The organism is Ruegeria sp. AL7 (assembly GCF_056536105.1).
Genome location: NZ_JBQFJF010000001.1, coordinates 1,269,875 through 1,295,092 on the forward strand (window position 1 = coordinate 1,269,875; position 25,218 = coordinate 1,295,092).

The 25,218-nt window shown below is 58.2% G+C and carries 24 protein-coding genes; 9 read left to right on the forward strand and 15 right to left on the reverse strand.

Annotation, left to right across the window (positions count from 1 at the left end; all coding sequences use genetic code 11):
* Positions 1-38: 38 nt before the first annotated feature.
* The 3 genes from ACR3E2_RS06355 to ACR3E2_RS06365 are packed head-to-tail and all read right to left on the reverse strand — an operon-like array spanning position 39 to position 3,523.
* Positions 39-311 (reverse strand): hypothetical protein, encoded by a 273-nt coding sequence (locus ACR3E2_RS06355; protein ID WP_209503652.1) that lies wholly within the window; start codon positions 309-311, stop codon positions 39-41.
* Complete coding sequence (locus tag ACR3E2_RS06360; protein ID WP_480480494.1) at positions 295-3,090, reverse strand: [protein-PII] uridylyltransferase family protein; 2,796 nt, start codon at positions 3,088-3,090, stop codon at positions 295-297. Before ACR3E2_RS06360 ends, ACR3E2_RS06355 begins: the two co-directional genes overlap by 17 nt.
* 49 nt (positions 3,091-3,139) lie before the next feature.
* Positions 3,140-3,523: a DUF4440 domain-containing protein gene (locus ACR3E2_RS06365; protein ID WP_480480492.1), complete on the reverse strand. Its 384-nt coding sequence runs from the start codon at positions 3,521-3,523 to the stop codon at positions 3,140-3,142.
* Positions 3,524-3,671: 148 nt separating this feature from the next.
* Here ACR3E2_RS06365 and ACR3E2_RS06370 point away from each other — a divergent pair, with 148 nt between their 5' ends.
* The 4 genes from ACR3E2_RS06370 (at position 3,672) to ACR3E2_RS06385 (ending at position 5,889) form a co-directional block, all read left to right on the forward strand.
* Positions 3,672-4,094 carry a DUF2852 domain-containing protein gene (locus ACR3E2_RS06370; protein ID WP_209503649.1) on the forward strand — a complete coding sequence of 141 codons (423 nt, stop codon included), beginning with the start codon at positions 3,672-3,674 and terminating at the stop codon, positions 4,092-4,094.
* A gap of 66 nt (positions 4,095-4,160) precedes the next feature.
* Entirely contained in the window at positions 4,161-4,592 is a 432-nt protein-coding gene (locus tag ACR3E2_RS06375) for an RDD family protein (RefSeq protein WP_209596678.1), read from the forward strand.
* 75 nt (positions 4,593-4,667) lie between these two features.
* Positions 4,668-5,492: an arginyltransferase gene (locus ACR3E2_RS06380; protein WP_480480490.1), complete on the forward strand. Its 825-nt coding sequence runs from the start codon at positions 4,668-4,670 to the stop codon at positions 5,490-5,492.
* A gap of 7 nt (positions 5,493-5,499) precedes the next feature.
* Positions 5,500-5,889, forward strand: a complete 390-nt coding sequence (locus tag ACR3E2_RS06385) for a VOC family protein (protein ID WP_480480488.1) — start codon at positions 5,500-5,502, stop codon at positions 5,887-5,889.
* 134 nt (positions 5,890-6,023) lie between these two features.
* Here the strand turns inward: ACR3E2_RS06385 and ACR3E2_RS06390 are convergent, their stop codons facing one another.
* From ACR3E2_RS06390 to ACR3E2_RS06400, 3 genes are all read right to left on the reverse strand, one after another.
* On the reverse strand, positions 6,024-8,378 hold the full coding sequence (locus tag ACR3E2_RS06390; RefSeq protein ID WP_480480486.1) for a TRAP transporter large permease: 2,355 nt from the start codon (positions 8,376-8,378) through the stop codon (positions 6,024-6,026).
* A 17-nt stretch (positions 8,379-8,395) separates the two neighbouring features.
* Positions 8,396-9,322 carry a TRAP transporter small permease subunit gene (locus ACR3E2_RS06395; RefSeq protein WP_267363848.1) on the reverse strand — a complete coding sequence of 309 codons (927 nt, stop codon included), beginning with the start codon at positions 9,320-9,322 and terminating at the stop codon, positions 8,396-8,398.
* A 122-nt stretch (positions 9,323-9,444) separates the two neighbouring features.
* Positions 9,445-10,527, reverse strand: a complete 1,083-nt coding sequence (locus tag ACR3E2_RS06400; protein ID WP_267363846.1) for a TRAP transporter substrate-binding protein — start codon at positions 10,525-10,527, stop codon at positions 9,445-9,447.
* A 245-nt stretch (positions 10,528-10,772) separates the two neighbouring features.
* Here ACR3E2_RS06400 and ACR3E2_RS06405 point away from each other — a divergent pair, with 245 nt between their 5' ends.
* Together ACR3E2_RS06405 and ACR3E2_RS06410 are read left to right on the forward strand one after the other, a co-directional pair.
* Entirely contained in the window at positions 10,773-12,206 is a 1,434-nt protein-coding gene (locus tag ACR3E2_RS06405) for a cache domain-containing protein (RefSeq protein WP_209503642.1), read from the forward strand.
* Entirely contained in the window at positions 12,203-12,850 is a 648-nt protein-coding gene (locus ACR3E2_RS06410) for a response regulator transcription factor (protein WP_480480484.1), read from the forward strand. The genes ACR3E2_RS06405 and ACR3E2_RS06410 overlap by 4 nt, the downstream gene beginning before the upstream one ends.
* An 82-nt stretch (positions 12,851-12,932) precedes the next feature.
* On the opposite strand, the gene ACR3E2_RS06415 is transcribed toward ACR3E2_RS06410, so the two are convergent.
* The 3 genes from ACR3E2_RS06415 to ACR3E2_RS06425 form a co-directional block, all read right to left on the reverse strand.
* Positions 12,933-13,316: a bleomycin resistance protein gene (locus tag ACR3E2_RS06415; protein WP_209596686.1), complete on the reverse strand. Its 384-nt coding sequence runs from the start codon at positions 13,314-13,316 to the stop codon at positions 12,933-12,935.
* 47 nt (positions 13,317-13,363) lie between these two features.
* On the reverse strand, positions 13,364-14,209 hold the full coding sequence (locus tag ACR3E2_RS06420) for a HalD/BesD family halogenase (protein WP_480480482.1): 846 nt from the start codon (positions 14,207-14,209) through the stop codon (positions 13,364-13,366).
* Between the two features lie 114 nt (positions 14,210-14,323).
* Complete coding sequence (locus ACR3E2_RS06425; protein ID WP_480492699.1) at positions 14,324-14,560, reverse strand: hypothetical protein; 237 nt, start codon at positions 14,558-14,560, stop codon at positions 14,324-14,326.
* A gap of 69 nt (positions 14,561-14,629) precedes the next feature.
* Here ACR3E2_RS06425 and ACR3E2_RS06430 point away from each other — a divergent pair, with 69 nt between their 5' ends.
* The 3 genes from ACR3E2_RS06430 (at position 14,630) to ACR3E2_RS06440 (ending at position 18,043) form a co-directional block, all read left to right on the forward strand.
* On the forward strand, positions 14,630-16,381 hold the full coding sequence (locus tag ACR3E2_RS06430) for an acetolactate synthase 3 large subunit (RefSeq protein WP_480480480.1): 1,752 nt from the start codon (positions 14,630-14,632) through the stop codon (positions 16,379-16,381).
* 68 nt (positions 16,382-16,449) lie between these two features.
* On the forward strand, positions 16,450-17,010 hold the full coding sequence (gene ilvN / locus ACR3E2_RS06435) for an acetolactate synthase small subunit (RefSeq protein ID WP_209503637.1): 561 nt from the start codon (positions 16,450-16,452) through the stop codon (positions 17,008-17,010).
* 313 nt (positions 17,011-17,323) lie between these two features.
* Entirely contained in the window at positions 17,324-18,043 is a 720-nt protein-coding gene (locus ACR3E2_RS06440) for a helix-turn-helix domain-containing protein (RefSeq protein WP_480480478.1), read from the forward strand.
* A 9-nt stretch (positions 18,044-18,052) separates the two neighbouring features.
* On the opposite strand, the gene ACR3E2_RS06445 is transcribed toward ACR3E2_RS06440, so the two are convergent.
* From ACR3E2_RS06445 to ACR3E2_RS06470, 6 genes are all read right to left on the reverse strand, one after another.
* On the reverse strand, positions 18,053-18,838 hold the full coding sequence (locus ACR3E2_RS06445) for a DUF2189 domain-containing protein (RefSeq protein ID WP_480480476.1): 786 nt from the start codon (positions 18,836-18,838) through the stop codon (positions 18,053-18,055).
* A 22-nt stretch (positions 18,839-18,860) separates the two neighbouring features.
* A complete protein-coding gene (locus tag ACR3E2_RS06450) occupies positions 18,861-20,261 on the reverse strand; it encodes an amidase (RefSeq protein WP_480480474.1) in 1,401 nt (466 codons plus the stop codon).
* Between the two features lie 102 nt (positions 20,262-20,363).
* Complete coding sequence (locus ACR3E2_RS06455) at positions 20,364-21,068, reverse strand: M50 family metallopeptidase (protein WP_480480472.1); 705 nt, start codon at positions 21,066-21,068, stop codon at positions 20,364-20,366.
* Position 21,069: 1 nt separating this feature from the next.
* Positions 21,070-22,197, reverse strand: coding sequence for a peptide chain release factor 2 (prfB, locus tag ACR3E2_RS06460; RefSeq protein WP_267364019.1), 1,128 nt, complete (start codon positions 22,195-22,197; stop codon positions 21,070-21,072).
* A gap of 94 nt (positions 22,198-22,291) precedes the next feature.
* Complete coding sequence (locus ACR3E2_RS06465; RefSeq protein WP_245220397.1) at positions 22,292-22,684, reverse strand: RidA family protein; 393 nt, start codon at positions 22,682-22,684, stop codon at positions 22,292-22,294.
* A 15-nt stretch (positions 22,685-22,699) separates the two neighbouring features.
* Positions 22,700-25,189, reverse strand: a complete 2,490-nt coding sequence (locus ACR3E2_RS06470) for a penicillin-binding protein 1A (RefSeq protein ID WP_480480470.1) — start codon at positions 25,187-25,189, stop codon at positions 22,700-22,702.
* Positions 25,190-25,218: the final 29 nt, after the last annotated feature.

A 25,218-nucleotide genomic window follows, 5' to 3' on the forward strand; every position in this document is an offset into this window, starting at 1 on the left:
GGCGCTCTCTTAGTCGCGAATGTGCCGATGGAAAAGCCCTAGCGGTTCCGAGAGCGCCAGCCGCCACGCCGTTTCGGGGTTTGGGCCCCCTGAAGGCCCTCGGACAGAACCTGAGTCATGGGATGGTCCGGGCTGTGCAGCGCGTATGCCGCATGCAACTCGGTCAGCGCCGTGTTCTGGTCACGCTCTTCGGGCAGGCTGAGCGCCCAGTCCAGAAATATGCTGCGGCATTCCGGCAAGGTGATGCCTTCGATGCGATAGGCTTCCTGGATCAGACCTTTGTGGTCATTGGGATCAGTGCTGCGTGCCATCTTCGCCCTCTTGGATCACGCTGCCGATCAGGTCGGCCGCGGTTGTGTAACTCTTCTGTAATGCCCGTTGCAGTGCATCGACCTGTTTAAACCCGGTGGCACGGCACAGGAAATCCACACCTCCTTCACCGATCTGCTCCGCCTCGATGACTTTGCCCGATAGAAGCCGGGCCGCACATTGCACCGACCAGCATAGGCTGTAGCAGTCTTTCAGGGATTGCGCCTGCGCGACATCCAGCAACCCGGCAGCGACGGCACCATCGAGGCCCGAGGATACGTCGCGGGCGGTAGTCCCTGCCAGCAAGGCACCGGTTTCGGCCATCAGTTCGATATCCATCAGGCGGCCGGGCCCGTTTTTGGCATCCCAGATCCCGGCGGGTGCCTTGGCTGCGGCCAGACGCGTTCGCATCTCGGCGACTTCGCGCAAAACCTTGTCCCGCTCGCGTGGGCGCGACAGAAACCCGACGCGGAACGCTTCGATATCATTTGCCAAACCGGCATCACCCGCAACGACATGAGCACGGGTCAGGGCCAGATGTTCCCACACCCAGGCCTCATTCTGCTGATAATTGGTAAAGCTGGCCCAACTGGTGGCAACCGGCCCCTGATTGCCGGACGGGCGCAGGCGCATGTCGACCTCATACAGCCGCCCCTGTGACATCGGAGCTGAAAGTGCTGTGATCAGCGCCTGCGTGAACCGCGCATAATAGGTGCGCGTGGCCAGAGGGCGCGGACCATCGGACATGTCCTGATCCTGCGGGTCATAGATCACAATCATGTCCAGATCGGATTGCGAATTGATCCGTCCTGCGCCCAGCGACCCCATGCCCAACACCGCCGCTCCGCGCCCCGGTGCGGGCCCGTGTTTGCGGGCGAAATTTTCGGCAACATATGGCAGGATGGCGGCAATCACCGATTGTGCAAGCTCTGCATATTGCCGGCCTGCCTGTGCCCCGTCGATCAGACCCCGCAAGTGGTGGACGCCGACCCGGAAATGCCATTCCTTACACCAGCGCCGCGCAAAGTCGAGCCGGGTTTCATAGTCAGACTCTTCCGCCAGCGCACGGGCCAGTTCGACCTGCAATTCCTTCTGCCCCGGCCAATCGGCAAAGAAACTGCCGCCGATCACCGCGTCGAAAACCGAGGCATTGCGCGACAGATGCGAGGCCAGAGCGTGAGACGTGCCAACGATATCGACCAGTAGGTCGATCAGTTGCGGATTGGCCTCGAACAAGGAAAACAGCTGAACCCCGGCGGGAAGGCCAGACAGAAACCCATCCAGCGCCATCAACGCCTCATCCGGTTTGGCTGTCTTGGCAAGACGCGACAGCAACTCGGGCCGCAACCGTTCGAATATCCGCGACCCGCGCTGGGACCTTAAGGCCGGATATGTCGTCCACCGGGCCAGAACACTCTGGTCAAATTCTACATCCTGCGCCGCCACAGGTGCAGGACCGGGCCCGGGCGCAAAAAATCCTTCGGTCAGTTCGTGCACTTCGGTCAGGCGGTTCTTCACGTCCTGTTTCAGTTCATCACTTTCGATCCCCATCAGACAGGCGATACGTTCAATGCCTTCAGGTGATTTCGGCACCTTATGCGTCTGTGCATCATGAACCATCTGAATGCGGTGTTCGACTTCGCGATGCGCCCGGTAATGATCGGTTAGTTTGTCCGCAACATCCTGCGGCACCCAGCCTTTTGACGCCAACGCCGCCAACCCCGGAACCGTTCCACGCACCCGTAAATCCGGATCGCGACCGCCTGCGATCAACTGACGGGTCTGGGTGAAGAACTCGATCTCGCGAATACCGCCCTGCCCCAGCTTCATGTCGTGGCCCGGGATCGACAAGACCCCGCCCGTACCTTTGTTTTCGCGAATCCGCAGACGCATATCATGCGCGTCCTGAATGGCGGCAAAATCCAGATGGCGACGCCAGACAAAAGGGCGCAGACTGTCCAGAAACCGCTGCCCCGCAGCCAAGTCTCCGGCACACGGACGGGCCTTGATATACGCCGCGCGCTCCCACGTGCGGCCGAGGCTTTCGTAGTACCGTTCAGCGGCCTCCATCGCCATGCAGACCGGTGTTACGGCAGGATCTGGCCTCAGCCTCAGATCGGTACGGAAAACATAGCCATCGGCAGTCTTGTCGCTGAGCGTCGCGCAGAAGTTCCGCGTTGCCCGCACCATGCCCTGCCGGGCCTCGTAGAAGTCATCGGGGTCAAACCGCGTCTCATCAAACAGCACAATCAAATCGATATCCGAGCTGTAGTTCAGCTCATGCGCGCCCATCTTGCCCATGGCCAGAATGACCATCCCGGCGGCAGTTTCGATATCGTCCTCGGTCATACCCGGCAGTTTGTTGCGCCGGATCAACGTCGCAATCTCGGCCTTGGCCGCAGTATCCGCGGCCAGTGCCCCGAAATCGGTCAGTGCCGCGGTGACTTTTTCAAGCGGCCAGGCACCTGCAATGTCGGCAAGCGCGGTCAACAGCGCCACCCGCCGCTTGGCCTGCCGCAAGCCGGATTTCAGCTGATCCGTCGGCAGCTTACGCGCATCCGCCATGACTTCAGACAGTGCCTGATCCGGGCGCAATAAGGCATCAGGCAGCCATTCCCTTTCACGCTCGATCAAGCCTTTCAGATATGGGCTGGACCCGGCGGTTCCCGCCACCAGCTCTCCCATCTCCTGCGACAGATCAGGTATCAGAGCGCGGGTTTCATCGCCCAGAGACGGATCAAACGCACGCGGAAGGCGGGTAATGGCAAGAGCGTCAGTCATGCGCGCACCCTGCGCATTGCGGCGCGTAATCGTCAATGGGGCATTCTGATCAGGTTACCTGAACCGGCGTATCCTGACTGAAGCTGTTGATCCAAACGTCGTTTCTTCTTTCCCACAAAGATGAAATCAGCATTGCCTCGCGCCGATCTGCGCCCGGGCGCAGGTAGTCGGCACGGTAGGACAACAAGACGATATCCGGGGTCAGAATGCGTAACCGGGCATCACTCAGATCAAACTCGGCCATCGTTGGCGCATCTGCAAATTGCCCGCCGTGATCGTCCCGATTGGCAAAACCCGTGGGATAAACGCCCAGAAAATCCGCGCTCAGCAAGGCGCGGTCGGCGCTTGCATCGCCTTCAACCAGCGCCACCCAGACCTGCGTTTCCAGTTCAAGAATGTCCTTTAGTGCAGGGGCAGCTTTGTTGTCCGTCATATCCATACCCAGAACCTGCGAGCCAGATCCTGAAACGTCAACCGGATTGCTTAATGTAAATCTTTTTCACATTACCCCTTGCACCCAACCAAACGATACCCCATCTATGCAATGTGAATAGAGTTTACATCAACCCTGGAGAGCTCAAATGACCGCATTGTCCGACCCCGCCGTCCCCGCGAATCCGGGATGGCTTTATCGAACCGAGGCCTGGCTGGATGACAAAGGCAAAGGGGCCTGGATCGCCGCCATGGTTCTTGGATTTATCTTCTTCTGGCCCGTTGGACTTGCCCTGCTGGCCTATATGATCTGGAGCAAACGCATGTTCAGCAAATCCTGCAACCGCCGCAAATCCTGGCACAGCCACATGAGTGCAATGAAGCCCTCGGGCAACAGCGCCTTTGACGCCTACAAAGCAGATACACTGGCCCGCCTGGAACGCGAACAACAGGATTTCGAAGCATTCCTGCGCCGCCTGCGTGACGCCAAGGACAAGGCCGAATTCGACCAATTCATGGATGAACGCGCCCGCGAGAACCATGACGAAGACGGCAAGGGCGAGCCCGCCTGATTGACCTTGCCCTGCCCCGGTGTTTCGGGACAGGGTGCCCCTACCCCAGTTTTTCGGACCTATCGAATGAACCATCTGCCCAACCCGGACACCCAACCCGATTTCTATCGTTCCGTGACAACCAAACGCTTTGTCGCCTGGCTGTTCGATATCGCCTTCATTTCGCTGCTTTGCACGGTGGCAATCCTCTTTACTGCGTTTCTGGGTCTGTTTTTCCTGGCCCTGATCTACGCCGTTGTCAGTTTCGTCTACCGGGTGGTGACCATCGCCAACGGCTCAGCCACGCTGGGAATGCGCTTTATGGGGATCGAGCTGCGTGACGCGTTCGGAGAACGAATGGACTTGGGCAAGGCGCTTGCCCACACTGCCGGCTATTTTGTCAGCATGGCCTTTCCCGTGGTCCAGATCATCTCGGTCATCATGATGATGACCAGCGCCCGTGGCCAGGGTCTGACCGACAGTTTTCTGGGCACCGTGATGATCAACCAACGGGCCTGACGCAAGGTTGCGTGAAACACTTGGCGGTCTCGGGAACGGTTGCTATCATCCCTCCCGAGGTTGGATGGGGATTTCATGCGACATACGCTGCCAATTGCGCCACAATTCTATGTCACGGCACCGCAGCCCTGCCCTTATCTTGGCGGCAGGATGGAACGTAAACTGTTCACCGCCCTGCAAGGCGAAGGGGCTGAACAGCTGAACAACTCCCTGTCTCAACAAGGATTTCGCCGGTCTCAGAATGTACTCTACCGTCCTTCGTGTACGGATTGCGCAGCCTGCCTGTCGGCCCGGATCGATGTTTCAGCCTTCAGGCCGACCAAAAGCCAGAAGCGCGCAGCAAGGCGGAATGGTTACCTGGAACGCCGCGCAACCTCGCCATGGGCCACGGATGAGCAATACGAGCTGTTCCGCCGTTATCTTGATACCCGTCACGCCGATGGCGGCATGGCTGACATGGATGTTTTCGAATTCGCCGCGATGATCGAGGAAACACCGATCCGCAGCCGCGTTGTGGAATATGCCGATCCTGAAACGGGCGAGTTGATCGCCGTCAGCCTGACCGATGTGCTCGATGACGGGCTAAGTATGGTCTATTCCTTCTACGACCCGGAACAGCCGCAGAACTCACTCGGCACCTACATGATCCTCGACCATATCGACATCGCACGTGAGGCGGGCCTGCCCTATATCTATCTGGGGTACTGGGTCCCCGGCAGCCCCAAGATGGGCTACAAAGCCAAGTTTTCAGGGCTCGAGGCCTATATTCAGGGGGGCTGGCAAAAAATCAGTGATCCGGATGCCTATACCGGCACATCGCATCACCCCTTGTCGGCGCCGCCAATCGCCGAACAGGTCGCCAATATCCAGCTCCCTGACCGGCACCCGACCAAAGGCTGACCGCGCGATGAAACAAAGCCTGCATGCCGTCACCCTTGTGGTGCCGGATTACGACGACGCCATCTTGTTTTATACAAAGACGCTCAGCTTCCAACTTATCAAGGACATAGACCTCGGCAATGGCAAGCGCTGGGTTCTGGTCGCGCCTCCCGGTTCGGATAGCGGCTGTCTTCTTCTGGCAAAGGCTGACGGACCCGAACAAACCGCCGCCATAGGCAACCAGACCGGCGGGCGCGTTGGGTTCTTCCTGCAAACCGATGACTTTTATCGTGACCACGCAGATATGCGCGCCGGGGATGTCCATTTCGAAGAAGACCCACGCCACGAACCCTATGGCATCGTCGCTGTCTGGCGTGATCCCTTCGGCAATCGCTGGGACCTGATCCAGTTCACCTGATCCGCATCTTCATCTGGCTATAAGTATCCCGGGGATGAATTGGCCGCAGGCCAAGAAGGGGCTGGCCCCTTGCCCGAAATAAACAGAAAAGGGGGCCAGCCGGCCCCCTTTGCAATATTCTCTTCCGGATCGGATCAGTTTGGCATCAGGTCCGGAACGATCGTGACAATCGTCGGGAAGAACCACAAGATCGCGATCCCCATCACCTGGATCAGAACAAACGGAACGATCCCGCGATAAATATGACCTGTTGTGACCTCTTTCGGCGCAACCCCTCGAAGGTAGAACAACGCAAACCCGAAAGGTGGCGTCAGGAACGACGTCTGAAGGTTCACCGCCACCATGATCGTGACCCATTTCGGATCGAACGAGCCGCCATAGATCACCGGGCCCACGATGGGGATCACGATGTAGATGATCTCGAGGAAATCCAGCACGAACCCCAGAATGAACAGCACCAGCATCACGATCAGGAAAACCGTGAACTCGTTGTCAAAGCTCTTCAGGAATTGCTGGATATAATGCTCCCCTCCGAATGAAATCACCACGAGGTTCAGCAACTGCGATCCGATCAGGATGGTGAACACCATCGAGGTCACTTTGGCTGTCTCACGCACCACCGGGGTCAAAACACCGCTGGAATAGAGCACCCAGCATCCGTACAGCAGCCCGAACAGGGCGTACAGATAGGCCGCATAAGCAATGATGAAGGCGATCCAGGTTTCCACCGTCACACTGCCTTGATTGATACGCAGGTCAAAGTTGACCCCCATCAGCAGCGCAATGACAACGGCGAAGGTCGACCAGATGACCACTTTGCCCGAACGGCCCTGATCCTGCAGCTTGCGATAGGCCGCCAGCATGATCGCGCCACCCGCGCCCAGCGCAGCCGCTGGTGTCGGATTGGTGACACCTCCCAGGATCGAGCCCAGCACCGCTATGATCAGAACAAGCGGCGGGAAGACCACGCGGATCAGATCGTTTGTGGCACAGCGGGCCGCAGCCTCTTTGCAACCATACATGGCCAGCGCGAACGGCAGGGCGAGCAGCACGAAAGTCACGCCAGAGGATGTGGTCGGCGATATCATCAGGATATCGACCAGTGCCATCAGCAACAGCCCGATCGCGCCAAGGATCAGCGGCTGCGGTGACCGCGACGGTGCGATACCACGGCCGAGAACCAGGGTCAGACCAAGCAGAACAAGGGTAACCGCCACTCCAGTGCCGATCGGCGCCGCGTCGGCAATCCTTTTTTGTTGTTCAGCAGCCAGTTCCTCTTCTGTCAGGCGATGCGCTTCGGTTGTGCCGCCAGCGGCATCAATGGCCTCCTGCTCGGCAACAGCCTGATCCCAGGCAACTTGCCCGTGCAGATCGATCATCGACGCCTTGCACTCTGCCGAAACGTTGGTCCTCAGCGACGCACCCTCGCCGATATCCGAGAAGGCCGAGACCGAGATATTCTGGCTTCCGATCACACCGACATTGCCCAAAAGGACCGCACCGACGATCAGGGCTACAGGCGCACCCAGCAACCATGTCAGGCCTTCTGACCGCGTAATGGGTTCCCCGGAACCACCGGACACAGCCACAGCGGGCGCTTTGTGTGGATTCAGCAATGCATAGCCAAAGGCGTAAAGCGCGTAGAGCAGCGCGAGCATGATCCCCGGCAGCAATGCCGCCTGGAACAACGTCCCGACCGAGACAACCGCAGGCTCACCCAGATAGGTCAGCGCGTCGGTACAACCGGCTTCAACAGCCCGGGTTTCCTGCGCTGTCGAATACAGATCCCCCGCCAATGTGCCCAGCAGGACGATCACGATCGACGGTGGAATGATTTGCCCCAAGGTGCCCGATGCCGCGATCACACCGGTCGCCAGTTCCGGCGAATAGTTGTTGCGCAACATGGTTGGAAGCGCCAGCAGGCCCATCGTCACAACGGTCGCGCCAACGATACCGGTCGAAGCCGCCAGAAACGCCCCCACAACCACAATTGACACGGCCAGACCACCCGGAAGCGGGCCAAAAACACGTGCCATCGTCGTCAGCAGATCGTTGGCAATCTTTGAACGTTCCAGCGTGATGCCCATCAGGACGAACATGAGCACGGCCAGAAGGGTCTCGATGGATTGCCCGGCCAGCACGCGCTCGTTCATTCGGTTCACGATGAACGACACGTTGCGGTCCAGCGCGGTTTCCCAGCCCGAGGCAAAAACAGGTTCGGCGAGCCTTGGCAAATCCGGGTATCGGAACACGGATATGGTGTCCGGCTTGATCCCGGAGTTCACAAGGTCCCGATAACTTTGCGATCCGACGTCAATCGCCTGGTGGATCAGCAACCCCGCGCTGTCCAGCGCGGCGATGATGCCAAAGGATATTATCCCTGCCCCGCCGATGGCAAAAGCCACCGGAAAGCCAGAAAGAATGCCCCCGAAAAGGCAAAAGAATACGATAATGAGGCCTATCTCGACGCCATCAAGTCCGAATAGCATTGTCTTTGTCTCCGCCCTTAATGCGCGCCTTCATAGGCTTCTTCACCCTCACCAAGGCTGTCCTTGTCGAGGTATTTTCCAACGCTGTCCGGTCCTTCCACGTATTCCAGATACGACCGGTACAAAAACGCGATGGCGTGCAGGAACACCATGGCTGCAAACGCCACCAGCAGGATCTTGAACAGGAAGTAAGCATTGAACCCGTTGGGGCTGAACCCGATGGTTTCCACGTTCCAACGCAGGGCGCGGGATTTGGCAACCAGACGGTCCAACGCATCACTGGCGGAAGGGTTCGGCACGATCAAGTGACGCCACAGGAAGAACCAGCCGTACATCCAGGTCAGCACCGCCATTGGCATCATGAACAGCAACGCGCCGCACATATCGACCACACGCTTGGCGCGGTGGCTGATACCGGCATAGATCAGATCAACGCGCACATGCCCGCCCTGCACAAATGTGTAGGTACAGCACAGGCAGACGACCATGGCGTTATACAGTTTCAGCTCTTCCGCGAACCAGCTGATATCCATCTGGAACGGTATGCCCAGACCGAAGGACATATCAGGACGGGTAAAGACCCGTTGCATGAATACGATGACAATTTGCTGAATCACCATCAGCAGCCCCGCCCAGGCAAAGAACCGCCCGGTGGTGTTTGCAAAACCTTCAAGGCCGCGCACGATGGCCCACATGAAGTTCCGGTAATACAACCCGACGGCTGTCAGAACCAAAAAGAAGGTGAACACCACAAAGAAGAACTCGACCGAACCGCCGTAATACACAAAGCGCATGATCGACGCCTTGTCAGACCAGTCCAGCCAGAGCTGCGGATGCGTGATCGCATATCCGAAATTATAGAAGGCTTCGGCAATGTTCTGAATGAACCAGACCAGTCCATTCCACAGGGCGCCGAAGAACGAGATACCGTTTTCGTCCTGCATGTTATCCCCAGGTCGTCTCAGTTGCGCGCAGGCCCATTGTGGCTTGCCCAAGTCCTTTCACGCAACGGGAAAGGCTTCCCCGCAAGGCGCGGGGAAACCGTTTTTCCTTTGATCAGGAAGGATTAGCCGCGAACACGGTCACGCTGTGCGGTGTAGACACCCGACGACAGGTTGTTCCATGCCGACGAAGCCGCCATCGACGGCATTGCGCTGTCATGGATCTTCTTGAACAGCTCATCGCCCATGTTCTCGTCCAGAACTTCCTGGCTGGCCTTGCCGAACGCATCCCAGACACTGTCAGGGAATTCCAGGACCTTGACGCCACCGGCCTGCAGGCGCTGCAGCGCTGCACCGTTGTTGGCCAGGAATTGCGCCAGGTTCCACTGGTGTGCTTCTGCGGCAGCAATCTCGATGATCTTCTGCTGGGCCGGTGTCAGTTCATTGAACACGTCGCGGTTGGTTGCCAGCGACAGACCTGCGCCCGGCTCGTGGAAGCCCGCGGTGTAGTAGGTCTTGGTGATTTCCTGGAAGCCCGCCTTTTCGTCGGCCCAGGGTCCGATCCACTCGGTTCCGTCAATCGCGCCGGACGACAGCGCCTGATACACTTCGGAACCGGGGATGTTCTGAACAGACGCGCCCAGTTTGCCCAGTGCTTTACCGCCCAGACCGGGCATACGGAACTTCAGACCATTGAAGTCTTCGGGGCTGTTGATTTCTTTCGAGAACCAGCCGCCCGCCTGCGCACCGGTGTTGCCGGCCAGGAAGGACTTCAGGCCAAAGATTTCGCCCAGCTCATCATGCAACTCCATACCGCCGTCATGATAGTACCAGTTCACCAGTTCCTGTGCGGTCATGCCGAAGGGCACGGCCGTAAAGAACGCATAGCCCGGGTGCTGACCGACAAAGTAATAGTCAGCGGCGTGATACATGTCGGCCTGACCGGACGACACCGCGTCAAACACCTCGAACGCGCCAACCAGTTCGCCTGCCGCTTTGATCTCGACATTCAGGCTGCCATCCGACATCGCGTTGATGCTGTCGGCACAACGCTGCGCGCTGTCAAACACGCCAGCCAGACCACGACCCCACGAGGTCACCATGGTCAGTGTGCGCTGTCCCTGCGCATAGGCCGGAGCCGCCAGAGCGGTTGCTGCAGCTGCCGAGCCGCCCAGCGCGGATTTTTTCAGAAATGAACGACGATCCATATGAGTGTTCCTCCCCTTCATAGTCACGATCCGGCAGTACCGGACCTGTCGCATTCAGTGCGCGTCAGCCTAATGTGAGCGAAGCGAAAGGGAATACCTACTACTGCGTAGAGAACCGATTTCTTTTGGGGATGCGGTGAAATTTCCGAATGAAAACTCCAATAAAAACGGCCCAAATACCGGAATTTCACAGACCAACGCCAATCTTTTTGCATTTTTGCCGCCGCTTGCGTATCGATTCGTCCATGCAAAGACTTCGACATCTGGTCTCGCTGACCTATGCGCAGAAACTGTCGCTGGTGGCCGCAATCCCGCTGGTTGTGGCCGTGGCCGCAATCGCTGTGCTTGTCGCATATGAGGCGCGTGCGACCGCCGAGCGCGAGATCGAAGCTCTGGAGCGCAGCCTGATCGAAGCCAAGAAAGAAGAACTGCGCAACTACGTGACGCAGGCGCGCAATGGTTTTGCCTATATCTACGGCCGCGCTGAACCGGATGACGAGGTATCAAAGAACCTTGTCTCGCAGATACTCTCGGCAATGATCTATGGGCAGGACGGGTTCTTTTTTGTTTACGACTATGATGGCAACAATCTGGTCAGCCCCCGTCAGACACAATTTATCAACCGCAACTGGGAAGGTCTGACCGACAGCGATGGCACGCCCATCGTTGACGAGTTCATTCGCCTCGCCCGTCAAGGGGCCGGGTGGCACAGCTTCATGTGGGAAAAACCCTCGACCGGGGATGAGGCGCAGATGATCGCCTATGTCGTCGGGTTGCAGGACTGGCGCTGGGTCGTGGGTACCGGGGTCTTCATTGACGACATTGTCGCCACGGTCGCCAACGCAAGGGCCGAGGTCGAGGCCCGCGTGCAGCGCACCTTCATGTATATCGGCGCCATTGTTGTTGCTGCCGTTCTGATTGTCTTTGCCTCGGGCATGTTGCTGAACATTCGCGAGCGGCGGTTGGCGGATGCCAAGCTGAAGGAACTGACGCAACGTGTCTTCGACGCGCAGGAAGAAGAACGCGGCCGGGTTGCCCGCGAACTGCATGATGGCATCAGCCAGATCCTTGTGGGGGTACGCTATGCGCTGGACAATGCGCGCCGCCGTCTGTTGCGCGGCGATGATGCGGGTGCGCGCGATCCGCTGGACAAAGGCATCGACCATCTTCGCACCGCCATCACCGAGGTGCGCCGCATCAGCCGCGACCTGCGCCCCGGCGTGCTGGACGACCTTGGTCTCGGACCTGCGTTGAAGGCTCTGACCGACGATTTTCGCGAACGAACCGGGATCGAGACCGAATTTTCCACCGTCGTTTTCCGAAACCGGCTGGATCAGGACAGCAAGATCGCGCTTTATCGCATCGCACAAGAGGCGCTGACAAATATCGAACGCCACGCGGATGCCTCTTATGTTACAATTGACCTGCGTGGCCACAAGAAAGGCGCAACCATGCGGATCACCGACAATGGCCGTGGGTTGCGCGCAGAATCCGGGACCCCGACCACAGGCATCGGCCTGCGCAACATGCAGGAACGAATTGAACAACTTGACGGATCGCTGCGTATTCTGTCATCACGCGGGCCGCGCGGCGGTACGGTGATCGAGGCCAGTCTGCCGCTGAGCCACCTGTTGCCACCGCAGGAAGACGCAACTCCGAACCGAAAGGCCGGTACATGAGCGCCAAGAATATCCGAGTTCTAATTGTCGACGATCATCCCATGGTGGCCGAGGGCATTCAGTCGATCCTTGAAAGCTACGACGATATCGAAGTGGTTGGGACACTCGGCAGCGGTCAGGCCGCGGTGGATCATGCGGTTGGCCTTTCCCCGGATGTCATCCTGATGGACCTGAACATGCCTGGCCTCGGCGGCCTCAGCGCCACGGAAATCATTCTGGAACGACTGCCCGATACGCGTATCCTGATCCTGTCGATGCATGACAGCCCCGAATATATTTCGACCGCGCTCAGCCACGGTGCAAAAGGCTATGTTCTCAAAGATGTCCCAACCGAAGAGATCAAGCAGGCCATCGATGCGGTCATGCGGGGTGAGCAGTATCTGTGCACCGGCGCAAGTGGATCCCTGAAACCCAAAGGCGACAACGCACGCGAAGCGCTGACAGGGCGCGAGCAAACAATTCTGCTGGAACTGGCGCAGGGCAAATCAAACAAAGAGGTTGCACAAAAGCTGGATATCTCGGTGCGAACGGTTGAAACGCATCGCAAGAACATCAAGCGCAAACTGGGAATTTCCTCGACCGCCGGGCTGACCCGCTATGCGCTGGAACATGGCATGCTGCAAGGCACCGGGGTCGGCTTCTGATCGATGCGCGGTCGCAGCCCAGTGCTGCCTTACCCAACTAGAGGAGGCTTGCCGCAGGCATAGCGATAACAGGCGGGAGCGTTCACGCCCGGGGTCTGATATCCTGACCAAAGAACACAAGTGTTCCGTCTTCATCCAGAATATGAAACTCACGCTGCAAATAAGGTTGGTCGAACGGAGGCCGAACGCGCCCCTCGGGCAGATCGGCCAACCCAGCCCGCAAATTTTCATAAAAGCCGTCGATATCGTCTACATCAATATAAAACGACTGGTCGTCGCCCAACGCCTTGCCATCCTCTCGCGGTGGGCATTCCAACAACCGAATGGCGACCGGGCCAAGTGACAAAAATGCGTAATTGTCCTGCTTGAAGCTACAGGTAAATCCTAGTCGCTTACAGTAGAAATCAATCTGGTTCTGCAAGGATGAACACAGCACAAATGGGGTAAGTTGCAAAATCTTGGGCATCTGAAGCTCCGAACAGGAAATAGTTTCAGTTTACCCGTGATGATCTGTTAATCCAGCAACTGATCCCTTCGCAAACCCGCACGCTCGTAATGGTGCGGCAACACGCGTCCATAAAGCTGCTGCGTCCGCTCGATCCCGCCGCACATGCCTTCGGCCTCGACAAATGAAAAGATCCCCACATACCGCCGCCGTGTGCCCTTGACCGGGGCGACTCTGTGCAGGGAATAGCGGCCTTTGAATATCTGTAGGTCCCCAGGTTGCAGGTCCAGCCGATGAACGCGCGCCTTGTTTCCGTCCAGAACCGACGCGACCTGATCGAAATTTTCATCCTCGGCTGTGCGCAGATTGGGTGCGTATTCGAATGCACCGCCCTGCTCGCCATTCTGGATCGCCAGTGTCACGGTGTAGTTGTTGGTGTCGAAATGCCAGGGAAAGCCCCGCCCCTCCTCCACGACATTGATGATCACGTCTGCCAATGGATCATCGTAACGAAAGAAGCGGTCCTCAGGCTCATCCAGCGCATCCCGAATGAAAGGAAGAAATCCGCTAAACTCGTAAATCCTGCGCAAAGGACCGGAATGCGCAAAATTGTCGGCAGGAACAAACGCGTTCGAACGGTCATAGAACCGTCTGATCGGATGGGCGGCGTCGAACCGTGGGTCGTCTTTGGTGAAATAGGCATTTGTGCGATTGAAAGACCGGTGTGCATTGGGTGCCACCTCATCTGCCTCCTGCACCAACAGCTCGATCCCTTGCGCGTGTGCGAAACCCGGTAGAACCGCACATCCGTCCTGTTCCAACTCGCGCCGCAAATCCCCGATCAATCGCCTGTAAGCTGGCGAATCCGGGCGATCGATCGGATACTGCCCCAGATCTACCAGGTCCTGTAACATGCTCTGCCTCCCTCGTTTGCGCACACAAGGTCAGCGTGACCCAGACAAAACGCCGGATCATGCCAGTTTCAGACATCGGCCTGCCGCATTCAGACCTTCATAAATGTCCCGCCCTCAGGAGAACGCCCACCCTTTTCCCGGAAATTCCGGGCATGCGGCAATCTGCGCAACAAAATTTCGCAAAATACCGCCATTGAGATAGAAAATTGGTAGATTTGCCTGTTGACGCTCCTCCCCCCCGACCATAATGTCCCCTGCAAGCAAAAAGGAGCCTCTGGCGATGAGAACGCTAGTCGTAATCGTAGGAACCACGCGCATGGGCCGGTAACGGTAAACCATAATCGAACCCATGCGCCTCCGAAAATTCGGGGGCTTTTTTTTGTCAAACGCAAGACACATGTCGCGAACGGAGCAAAGCAGATGACACGTGAGATGACCGGCGCAAAGATGGTGGTTCAGGCCCTCAAGGATCAGGGCGTGGACACGGTATTCGGATACCCCGGTGGCGCCGTCCTACCGATCTATGACGAGATCTTTCTGCAAAACGACATTCGCCACATTCTGGTGCGTCACGAACAGGGTGCAATCCACGCCGCCGAAGGCTATGCGCGGTCGACCGGCAAGCCTGGTGTTGCGCTTGTAACCTCTGGTCCCGGTGCCACAAACGCCGTTACCGGCCTGACCGATGCGTTGCTGGATTCGATCCCGATTGTGGTTCTGACCGGGCAGGTCCCGACCTTCATGATCGGATCGGATGCCTTTCAGGAGGCCGACACCGTTGGCATCACCCGCCCCTGCACCAAACACAACTGGCTGGTAAAGGACACGAATTCGCTGGCCGAGACGCTGCACGAGGCCTTCCATGTGGCCAAGTCGGGCCGTCCCGGCCCGGTTCTGATCGACATTCCCAAGGATGTGCAGTTTGCCACGGGTGAATACAACAGTCCTAAACCTTCGACCTCGCATTACCAGCCAGTGCTGAAAGGCGATCTGGAGGAAATCAACGAGCTTGTTGCAGCAATGGAAAAAGCCAAGAAGCCGGTTTTCTATACGGGCGGTGGCGTCATCAACTCTGGCCCCGCAGCCAGCCAGTTGCTGCGCGAGTTGGTGGATTCCACGGGCTTCCCGATCACCTCAACCCTGATGGGTCTGGGTGCCTATCCGGCGTCGGGCGAAAACTGGTTGGGGATGCTGGGGATGCATGGCCTTTACGAGGCGAACCTTGCGATGCATGGCTGTGACCTGATGATCAACATCGGCGCACGGTTCGACGACCGGATCACCGGGCGCATCGACGCGTTCTCTCCAAAGTCGAAGAAAGCCCATATCGATATTGATCCGTCTTCGATCAACAAGGTCATCCGTGTGGACATCCCGATTGTCGGCGACGTGGCGCATGTACTGGAAGACATTCTGAAGGTGTGGAAGTCACGCGGGCGCAAGACCGATGCGGCAGCCGTCAAGAAATGGCAGGCGCAGATCTCCGAGTGGCGCAAAATCAACTGTCTGTCCTACACCAACAGCGAAAAGTCGATCAAACCGCAATACGCGCTGCAACGTCTTGAAGAGCTCACGAAAAAGCATGATCGCTATATCACGACCGAGGTTGGGCAACATCAGATGTGGGCGGCACAATATCTTGGGTTCGAAGATCCCAACCGCTGGATGACATCGGGCGGGTTGGGCACGATGGGCTACGGCTTCCCCGCCTCCATCGGTGTGCAGATGGCTCATCCTGACGCGCTGGTAATCAACGTCGCCGGTGAAGCCTCTTGGCTCATGAACATGCAGGAAATGGGCACGGCCGTTCAGTACCGCCTGCCCGTCAAGCAGTTCATCCTGAACAACGAGCGTCTGGGCATGGTCCGGCAGTGGCAGGAACTGCTGCATGGCGAGCGCTATTCGCACAGCTGGTCCGAAGCCCTGCCCGATTTCGTGAAACTCGCCGAGGCGTTTGGCGCCAAAGGTATCCTGTGTTCCGACCCCGCCGATCTGGACGACGCGATCATGGAGATGATCAACTACGACGGCCCGGTCATCTTCGACTGTTTGGTCGAGAAGCACGAGAACTGCTTTCCCATGATCCCGTCGGGCAAGGCACATAACGAGATGCTTTTGGGCGAGGCCGAGACGCAGGGCGTGATCGACAGCAAAGGTTCGGTTCTGGTCTGATACCGTCCGAGGATTACCGCCGGGCGACCGTTGCGCCCGGCAAACACAGGATGATGAAAGGGACATAAATGTCTGCCCTACATATCAAAAAAGGCTCCAACCGCCATTCGGCCTATAACCTACGGCCTACTTTTTCGGACGTGCAGGAACGCCACACCATTGCCGTGCTGGTCGAGAACGAACCCGGTGTCCTGGCCCGTGTGATCGGCCTGTTCTCGGGGCGGGGTTACAACATCGAAAGCCTGACCGTGGCCGAGGTGGATCACACAGGACACCTGAGCCGCATCACCATTGTCACCACCGGCACACCGCAGGTGATCGAACAGATCAAGGCGCAGCTGGGGCGGATCGTGACTGTCCATGACGTGCATGACCTGACGGTCGAAGGCCCTTCGGTTGAACGCGAACTGGCCATCATCAAGGTCGTGGGTGAAGGCGACAAACGCGTCGAGGCGCTGCGCCTGGCTGACATCTTCCGTGCCAATGTGGTCGACAGCACCCTGAACTCTTTCATCTTCGAGATCACCGGTGCGCCGGACAAGATCGACGCTTTTGCTGACCTGATGCGCCCGTTGGGCCTGATGGAAATCGCCCGCACCGGCGTGGCGGCCCTGCTGCGCGGCGACTGAACAATATACCCGCCTTGGGGCTTTTCCTGCATCCAAGGCGGGAGCACATCTTTGAGTTGGTGGGCATTTGCAAAATCAACCCACACGTCCTTCTATGCGCTAAATTTGCCATAGGGTAAGCTTTTCCGGGTAAAGATTAGGCATTTTCAGATAAAGCCTATTGCCATTGCGCTTTATGGCATTAGCCTCAACGCGCAACGCGACGTGGGGATACGTTGCTTGGGGTCAACCTGTACGATTTTTCAATGCGCGCCGGGGCTTGGTTCCAGTGCTGCGATGGTTTTTCAGGAAACTTAGCAAGGCGTGGGCATCCATGACCGACGACATTCGCAGCCCGGCTGAACTTCGCGCTATGTTTGGCGCGAATCTGCGGCAACTGGCACGAAGGTATCGGTCGGTCTCGGCACTGTGCCGCAAGCTTGGCGTGAATCGGACGCAGTTCAACAGGTATCTTTCGGGCGAAAGTGTTCCACGGCCGGATGTTTTGGATCGCATCTGCCGGTTTTTCGACGTGGATGCGCGCATCCTCCTGAAGCCCCTGGACGAAATTGAAAAGATCGAGGACCACCCCGCAGCGGCGGCCTTGACTGAGTTTCTGGGATCAGGTGTGGACATGATCGCCAGAACTGCGTTTTCTCCGGGGTTTTATGCCGTGATCGAAAGCGTCTCGGCCTCGCACCGCATGACCTTGCTGCACGCCCGACCACTGGCCCAATGCACATTGATACGCGGATATGTCTCGCGCGCCGCGATGCCCGAAGCAACGCCGCAGGCGCGCGAAATACAAGGGATCGTCGCCTGCACCGGCAGTTCCGTCTATATGCTGACCTCTCAGCGAGCGGGTCAGAACAGCCGCGTTTATATGATTTCACCCGATCCCACGGGAACAGCGGTTCAGTGGCGCGGCACGGTCATAAGCCCGGCCGCCCCTGAGGCACCGGAACCCGTGGTTCTGAAATATCTCGGGCACGATGCAACGGCGATTTTCGCCGCTGCGCGCTTGTCGACCAACAATCCGGCACAGTATCCCTGAGCGGTTTTCTCAGGACGATGTGCCCTCCCCTTCGACTTGGGTGATTTGCCTATACAGGTGCCAACTGGCATGGCCTAACAGTGGCAGAACCACCAAAAGGCCCAGAAACCAGGGCACCATGGCCAGGAACGTCAGAACAGCGATGATTACCCCCCAGGCAAGCATCACCGGAAAATTCCCGGACACATAGGTAAAACTTGCAATCATTGCCGTGACAAAATCCAGTTCGCGATCCAGCAGCAGTGGGATCGACAATACGGTGATCATATAGAGAACGGTTGCGAATACCGCCCCAACCACCGTGCCCACAGCCAGCATTGTCAGGCCATTCGCCGTCAGAAAGACCTCAAGCGAGGATGACACGTTAGTCATCGTGGCCAGCCCAAGGAACATGGCAAAGATCATGTGCCCCAGGAAAAACCAGAACAGAAACACCACGACGATGATGGCGCAAATCGACGGCAATTGCCGGCGGCTTTGTTGCAGCACGACACCAAAGATTGCACCAAGATCCAGCGGTTCGCCCTGTTCCAGCCGGTGCGACACCTCGTAAAGGCCAACAGCGGCAAACGGGCCGATCAGTGGAAAGCCGATAGCTGCCAGAACCAGCCAGAAGGTTGTACCAGTCTGGATGGTGACCCATGCCATCGCCCATCCCGCAAGCACGTATAACCCGGCAAAGATCAACCCGAACTGCGGCGCGCGCCGAAAGTCGGCCCAGGCGCGCTTCAACGCTGTGCGCAGCATGGCTGTATCTACCGGACGCATGTCCGGAACGCCAAATGGCTTTTCCATTTAGTCTCCTCCCTGATCGGCGTTATGACATCGCCGGCCTCTTGTTAGGCCAGTCGGTTTCGGTGTGATACGCCGCCCCGACCGACAGTAATTTCTGATCCGATCCTTTTGGTCCAAACAGTTGAAAGCCCATGGGCAGGCCCTGCACACCAAACCCGGCGGGCGCGGCCAGACAAGGCAAGCCAATCAGGCTGACCGGTACCGTGACATGCATCCAGCGATGATATGTATCCATTGCGCGGTCCGCGATCCGGGTGGGGTATGGCGTTTCGATCCCAAACGGCCAAACCTGTGCGGATGGCAGGACCAGGGCATCAAACTGCTCGAACAGTTCCGCCGCGCGCCGGAACCATTCTGACCGAATTACGCTGGCGTGATGCACGTCCATGGCACTCATCGTCAGACCCCGGTCCAGCTCCCACTGGGCTGTGTCTTTCAGATGGTCCCGTCGTTCAGCCAAAGGTTCCAGCCCTGCGGCGACAGTCCAGGACCGCAGGGTGATCCAACTGGTCCATAACCGTTCGGCATCGAAAGGCGGGGCGACATGTTCAACACGCGCGCCCCGCGCTTCGAACACCTTCAACGCATCCCGGCACAGCTCAAGGATTCCGGCTTCAACTGGAAAGGCCCCGCCCCAATCGCCCAGCCAGCCAATGCGCAGCCCGTTCAGATCTGCTGCGACCACTGGGGAAACCGGTGTATATTCTCCGACCAATGGCAGGCGCGGATCGGGCCCCGAGATCACGTCGAGCAGGATACCCAAATCTTCGGGACTGCGCGCCATCGGCCCCAGCGTGGACAGTTGATGCAGGAAACTGTCACCCACAGGATCAGACGGCACCCTGCCCCAGCTTGGGCGAAAGCCGTAGACGTTGTTCCAGGCCGCCGGGTTGCGCAGGCTGCCCATCATGTCAGACCCGTCGGCCAATGCCACCATACCCGTTGCCAAAGCCACTGCCGCACCACCGGATGAGCCACCGCAGGTGAAACTGGCATCATACGGGTTGCGCGTCGCACCATAGACCGGGTTGAACGTGTGCGAACCCAGCCCGAACTCCGGCGTATTGGTCTTGCCGATCAGGATGGCGCCCGCGGCCCGCATCCTAGCGGCAATCAGATCATCCCTGTCAGGGACGACATCCCTGAAAACAGGCGATCCATGCGAAGAGACAATACCTGCCACATTGACCAAATCCTTGACGGCAATTGGCAGTCCGTGCAGCGGGCCAGTGACAGGGCCGCTGTCGCGGGTCTGCGCTTCGGCCATCAGCTCGCCCTTGTCCCGCAGCGCCACGATGGCGTTCACGTCACCGTTGACTTTGGCAGTGCGATCCAGCGTGGCCCGCATGACTTCTGTGGCCGAAACCTGCCGGGTAGCCAGTTGGTTCAGAAGCTCTGTGGCAGATATCCGGGTCAGGTCCATAACACGCCAGTCTGTTGTTGGTCTTCGACAGCCTAGCGAGCGGTTCACCTCATTTAAACCCACTGTTTAGATGTATCTTTTCTTGTCTTACTAACAACAGCATCACAGTGCTTTGCGGTGCAATGGCAGGTTGCTGTCCCGGCCCAGCCAATACCGTAGGCAAACGGCAATGGCCGCGCTACTCAACACCAGCCAGACCCCACCCCACAGCATCGCGGTGCCGCCGAATTCCTCGGCCAGTAGGAACGCGTCCGAGCGCGCGCCGGACCGTCGGATGGTGTCATCAAAGATATCAAACGGGACATAGATCATGCTGGTCAGCCCGATGACGCGCAGCACCAGATCACTGACCTCGTGGCTCATGAACCACGCTGTCGCAATCATTGCGGCCCCGGCGCCTGCGCAAAACAGCAAGGCGAAAGCATCGCGTATGTACAGCAGTGCGATCAGACACATGATTGCGCCGAAAACAGCCAAAACAGCCCGGTCAGCATTTGTTTTCAAGGCGATGATCAAAAACGCCATGCCAAACACAAGCGAGCCGAGATAGCCGGCGGACAGGCTGAGAAACCTGTTGCCGCCCCGGCCGATCACCATCCCTCCTTGCTGGGGTGAGATCGTGAAACTCTCGACCGAACCGCCAGTCAGTAGGATTGTCACGGCATGAGACAGCTCATGCAGAAAGACGACCAGAATTTTCAGCGGAACAACAAACGGCGTGTTCCAGAGCGCAAAGACCAGACCGGTGATCAGGATTAGCTGCCAGTGCCCTTTCAGCAGGTCCGGAAAGGAACGCTGGCGTGTCACCTTAGCTGTCGCCCTGCGCCTCGGATCGGCTTTTGCCTGCCACGTTCAGGGCCAAGGTTGCCGCCATGAATCCGTCCAGATCCCCGTCCAGAACCCCTTTGGTATCCGAGGTTTCGTGATTGGTTCGCAGGTCCTTGACCATCTGATAGGGCTGCAAGACGTAAGACCGGATCTGGTTGCCCCAGCCCGCATCGCCCTTAGCCTCGTGCGCCGCGTTGATATCCGCGTTGCGGCGATCCAGTTCCTGCTGGTACAGGCGCGATTTCAGGGCTTTCATGGCAATATCACGGTTCTGGTGCTGCGACTTTTCCGAGCTGGTCACAACAATCCCGGTCGGGATGTGCGTGATCCGAACAGCCGAGTCGGTGGTGTTCACGTGCTGGCCACCAGCCCCCGAAGACCGGTAGGTGTCGATGCGGATATCGGCCGGGTTCACCTCGATCTCGATATTGTCGTCGACCACCGGATAGACCCAGACCGAGCTGAAAGACGTGTGGCGTTTTGCTGCCGAGTCATAGGGCGAGATCCGCACCAGCCGGTGTACGCCGCTTTCCGATTTCAGCCAGCCATAGGCGTTGTGACCGGAAATCTTGTAGGCTGCGGATTTGATCCCCGCTTCTTCGCCCGGTGTCTCGGATTGCAGCTCGACAGTGTAACCCTTTTTCTCGGCCCAGCGCACATACATGCGCGCCAGCATCGACGCCCAGTCGCAGCTTTCGGTTCCCCCCGCGCCCGAGTTGATTTCGAGGAACGTATCATTGCTGTCGGCCTCACCGTCCAGCAGCGCCTCAAGCTCTTTTTTGGCGGCTCTGGCTTTCAGCGTCTTGATCGCCGCTTCGGCATCCTGAACGACTTCTTGGTCTTCCTCCATCTCGCCCAACTCGATCAGTTCGATATTGTCGTTGAGGTCGGTCTTGATGGATTCATACGTCTCGATTGCATCGACCAGCATCTGCCGCTCGCGCATCAGTTTCTGCGCGTTTTCAGGGTTATCCCAAAGGTTGGGGTCTTCGACGCGCGCGTTGAATTCCTCAAGGCGATGCGGCGCGGTTTCATAGTCCATACGCTGCGCCAGCAGCTCCAGTGACTTTTTGATATCCGCCACGATGTTCTGGGTTTCGGCGCGCATGGTCTTGTCCCAACTTGCTCAATCAGGCCTGCGTGATAGCAAGAGGTGCGAGACACCACAAGACAGGCTGGATGCTGAAACAGCTATCGTGCTTTCAATCAGAAAGATGCGCAATCGCCCGAATTTCCACCAGCGCCCCTTCCCGTCGCAATCCCGCAACTTCAACTGCGGTCCAGGCCGGGTAAGGCGCGGTCAGAACCTCAAGGCGCACGCGGTCAAACACGTCGAAATGATCTCGCATTTCAACATGGTAGGTCGTCATCTCGACCACCGCATCCAATCCAAGGTCGGCTTCCTTCAAGACCTCTGCAATCTTTGCAAAGGCGTTTCGGAATTGTTGTTCCGGATCGCTTGGCATCGAGCCGTCCGCCGCGCTTCCGGTCATGCCGGTGAGAAACACGTGCTGGCCCGAGAGGACGCCCGGAGAAATGCGCAACTGTCCGGGTGCCCCCAACAAAGAATGCGGAATCAGCGGGGTTTTAGCCAATTGGAACGCGCCTTGTCAGTAAAGCCCACCGGTGCTCAGGTCCCCTTGGGAAGCTTTCGGACCAACGGTCACGGTCTGGCCCGTCGACGTCTGAACCTGTACGCCCGCGCGCTGGACTTCTTCAAACAATGGCAGGTCCGATCCGATGGCAAAACCACCATCATAGACACGGTCGATAAAACCATCGACGCCGTCGCGGAAGAATTCGGCCACGACATAGTCACCGGTGGCATCATCGGGCAGACGGGCCCCGCTGAAGCGGTCGATCTTGATGAAATGACCACCTTCCGGCACTTCGAACGGACCGCCGCCGTATTTTTCGACCGCTTTTTCCATGAAGCTCTGGAACACAGGGCCACACAGCGTGCCACCATAGGCCCCACGTCCCATCGGACGCGGTCGGTCATAACCGATGTAGCAACCGGCCACGATGTTCGACGTAAAGCCGATGAACCACGCATCCTTGGAGTCGTTGGTGGTTCCGGTTTTGCCTGCTGTTGGCACCGGCAGATTCACTACGCCGGATGCTGTCCCGCGATCCACCACGCCCTTCATCATCGATGTCAGCTGATAGGCGGTGATCGCATCCATGACCTGCGCGCGATCCGTGACAAGGGTCGGCGATTCATCTGGTTCCAGCCAGGTCGAGTTACAGTCCAGACACTGACGGTCATCGTGGCGATAGATGGTTTTTCCGAACCGGTCCTGAATGCGGTCGACTAGAGTCGGTTCCACACGTTGGCCGCCATTGGCGAACATCGCATAGGCCGCGACCATCTTGTAAAGCGTGGTTTCCTCGGCCCCCAGCGAGTTGGCCAAAAACGCGCCCATCCGGTCATAGACACCGAACCGTTCCGCGTAGCCCGCAACGACAGGCATTGTAACTTCCTGCGCCAGACGGATGGTCATCAGGTTCCGCGACTGTTCGATCCCTGTTCGCAAAGGTGTAGGGCCGTAGAACTTGTTGGAGGAGTTCTTGGGGCGCCACAGACCCTGCGGCGTGTTCACTTCGATTGGCGCATCGACAACGATGGTCGCGGGGCTGTATCCGCTGTCCAGCGCGGCAGCATAGACAAACGGCTTGAACGACGATCCCGGCTGGCGTTGTGCCTGTGTGGCCCGGTTGAACACGGTATCCTGATACGAGAACCCGCCCTGCATCGCCAGAACACGACCCGAGTTCACATCCATCGCGACAAAGCCGCCTTGTACCTCGGGCACCTGGCGCGCCGACCATTGCCCATCTTCACCCGCAACGACAAAAATGACATCACCACGCTTGAAGTTGGCCGCAAAATCACCCTGCATCCATTTGATGTCCGCGCGCGGGATTATCCCATCGGCAGGACCTTCTTCGACACCAACGGTCAGTTGCTGGTCGGTCATGCCCAGAACCACGGCGGGATACCACCGGGTTGGCAGAATGACGTCGCGCGGAATTTCCACGGCCGCCAGCGCCTCGCGCCATTGCGCCTCATCCGCCAGTTGTTCTTCCGGGATCACGTCACCTGTTCCGCGCCATTTGCCTCGGGAGCGGTCGTATTTCTCAAGCGCCTCGCGCAGGGCACGTGCGGCCTCAACCTGCATTTCCTCATCCACCGATGCACGCACGGTAAAGCCGCCGGTAAAGAACTCGCCCTCACCAAAATCTTCGCTCAGCTGGCGACGGATTTCGTCGGTGAAATAGTCGCGGGGCGGCAGGGCTGTACGGAAGCTTTCAAAATCTCCGTTCTGGACCGAACGCAATGGCAATTCGACCTCGGCCTCATAAGTCGCCTGATCGATGTAACCGTTCTGCTGCATCTCGCGTAACACGTAATTGCGCCGGGCCAGAAGGCGCTCTTTTTGCCAAACGGGGTGGTAATCTGACGGCGCTTTGGGCATGGCAGCCAGCATGGCGGCCTCATGCGGGGCAAGTTCCTGCAGGGTCTTGTTGAAATAGGTCTGCGCGGCGGCAGTCACACCGTAAGAGTTCTGGCCCAGAAAGATCTCGTTCATATAAAGTTCGAGGATCTGTTCCTTGTCCAATGTATCCTCAAGCCGGGTCGCAAGAATGATTTCCTTGATCTTACGCTCGGCCCGGCGGTCACCGGACAGCAGAAAGTTCTTCATGACCTGCTGCGTAATAGTCGACGCACCGCGAACGGTTTCGCCCTTGGTCCGCACCGCCTCGACCCCGGCGGCAATGATGCCGCGCGGGTCATAGCCCTGATGGTTGTAGAAATTCTTGTCTTCCGCCGAAATAAACGCCTGCTTCACCAGATCCGGGATTTCCTCGGACGGGGTAAACAGGCGGCGTTCCTGCGCGAATTCATCGATCAGCTTGCCTTCACCCGAATAGATCCGGCTGATCGTGGGTGGCTTGTACTGTGCCAGCGACTCGTGGCTGGGCAGATCGCGCCCATACATCCAGAACACCGCACCGATCACCAGCGCGGCCATGAAAATACCCAATGTCACGAGGCTGAAAATCGCCCCGAAAATCGAAAGAATGAACCGGATCACGTTACTGCCTTTTTCTCGCGGTGCCGCCT

Coding starts and splice junctions, on each gene's coding strand:
- ACR3E2_RS06410 (WP_480480484.1), top strand. CDS start 12,203: ATGAGCGCCAAGAATATCCGAGTTCTAATTGTCGACGATCATCCCATG.
- ACR3E2_RS06380 (WP_480480490.1), top strand. CDS start 4,668: ATGCGACATACGCTGCCAATTGCGCCACAATTCTATGTCACGGCACCG.
- ACR3E2_RS06400 (WP_267363846.1), bottom strand. CDS start 10,527: ATGGATCGTCGTTCATTTCTGAAAAAATCCGCGCTGGGCGGCTCGGCA.
- ACR3E2_RS06415 (WP_209596686.1), bottom strand. CDS start 13,316: ATGCCCAAGATTTTGCAACTTACCCCATTTGTGCTGTGTTCATCCTTG.
- ACR3E2_RS06425 (WP_480492699.1), bottom strand. CDS start 14,560: ATGGGTTCGATTATGGTTTACCGTTACCGGCCCATGCGCGTGGTTCCT.
- ACR3E2_RS06365 (WP_480480492.1), bottom strand. CDS start 3,523: ATGACGGACAACAAAGCTGCCCCTGCACTAAAGGACATTCTTGAACTG.
- ACR3E2_RS06430 (WP_480480480.1), top strand. CDS start 14,630: ATGACACGTGAGATGACCGGCGCAAAGATGGTGGTTCAGGCCCTCAAG.
- ACR3E2_RS06385 (WP_480480488.1), top strand. CDS start 5,500: ATGAAACAAAGCCTGCATGCCGTCACCCTTGTGGTGCCGGATTACGAC.
- ACR3E2_RS06440 (WP_480480478.1), top strand. CDS start 17,324: ATGACCGACGACATTCGCAGCCCGGCTGAACTTCGCGCTATGTTTGGC.
- ACR3E2_RS06420 (WP_480480482.1), bottom strand. CDS start 14,209: ATGTTACAGGACCTGGTAGATCTGGGGCAGTATCCGATCGATCGCCCG.
- ACR3E2_RS06390 (WP_480480486.1), bottom strand. CDS start 8,378: ATGCTATTCGGACTTGATGGCGTCGAGATAGGCCTCATTATCGTATTC.
- prfB (WP_267364019.1), bottom strand. CDS start 22,197: ATGCGCGCCGAAACCCAGAACATCGTGGCGGATATCAAAAAGTCACTG.
- ACR3E2_RS06375 (WP_209596678.1), top strand. CDS start 4,161: ATGAACCATCTGCCCAACCCGGACACCCAACCCGATTTCTATCGTTCC.
- ACR3E2_RS06395 (WP_267363848.1), bottom strand. CDS start 9,322: ATGCAGGACGAAAACGGTATCTCGTTCTTCGGCGCCCTGTGGAATGGA.
- ACR3E2_RS06355 (WP_209503652.1), bottom strand. CDS start 311: ATGGCACGCAGCACTGATCCCAATGACCACAAAGGTCTGATCCAGGAA.
- ACR3E2_RS06445 (WP_480480476.1), bottom strand. CDS start 18,838: ATGGAAAAGCCATTTGGCGTTCCGGACATGCGTCCGGTAGATACAGCC.
- ACR3E2_RS06360 (WP_480480494.1), bottom strand. CDS start 3,090: ATGACTGACGCTCTTGCCATTACCCGCCTTCCGCGTGCGTTTGATCCG.
- ACR3E2_RS06370 (WP_209503649.1), top strand. CDS start 3,672: ATGACCGCATTGTCCGACCCCGCCGTCCCCGCGAATCCGGGATGGCTT.
- ACR3E2_RS06450 (WP_480480474.1), bottom strand. CDS start 20,261: ATGGACCTGACCCGGATATCTGCCACAGAGCTTCTGAACCAACTGGCT.
- ilvN (WP_209503637.1), top strand. CDS start 16,450: ATGTCTGCCCTACATATCAAAAAAGGCTCCAACCGCCATTCGGCCTAT.
- ACR3E2_RS06405 (WP_209503642.1), top strand. CDS start 10,773: ATGCAAAGACTTCGACATCTGGTCTCGCTGACCTATGCGCAGAAACTG.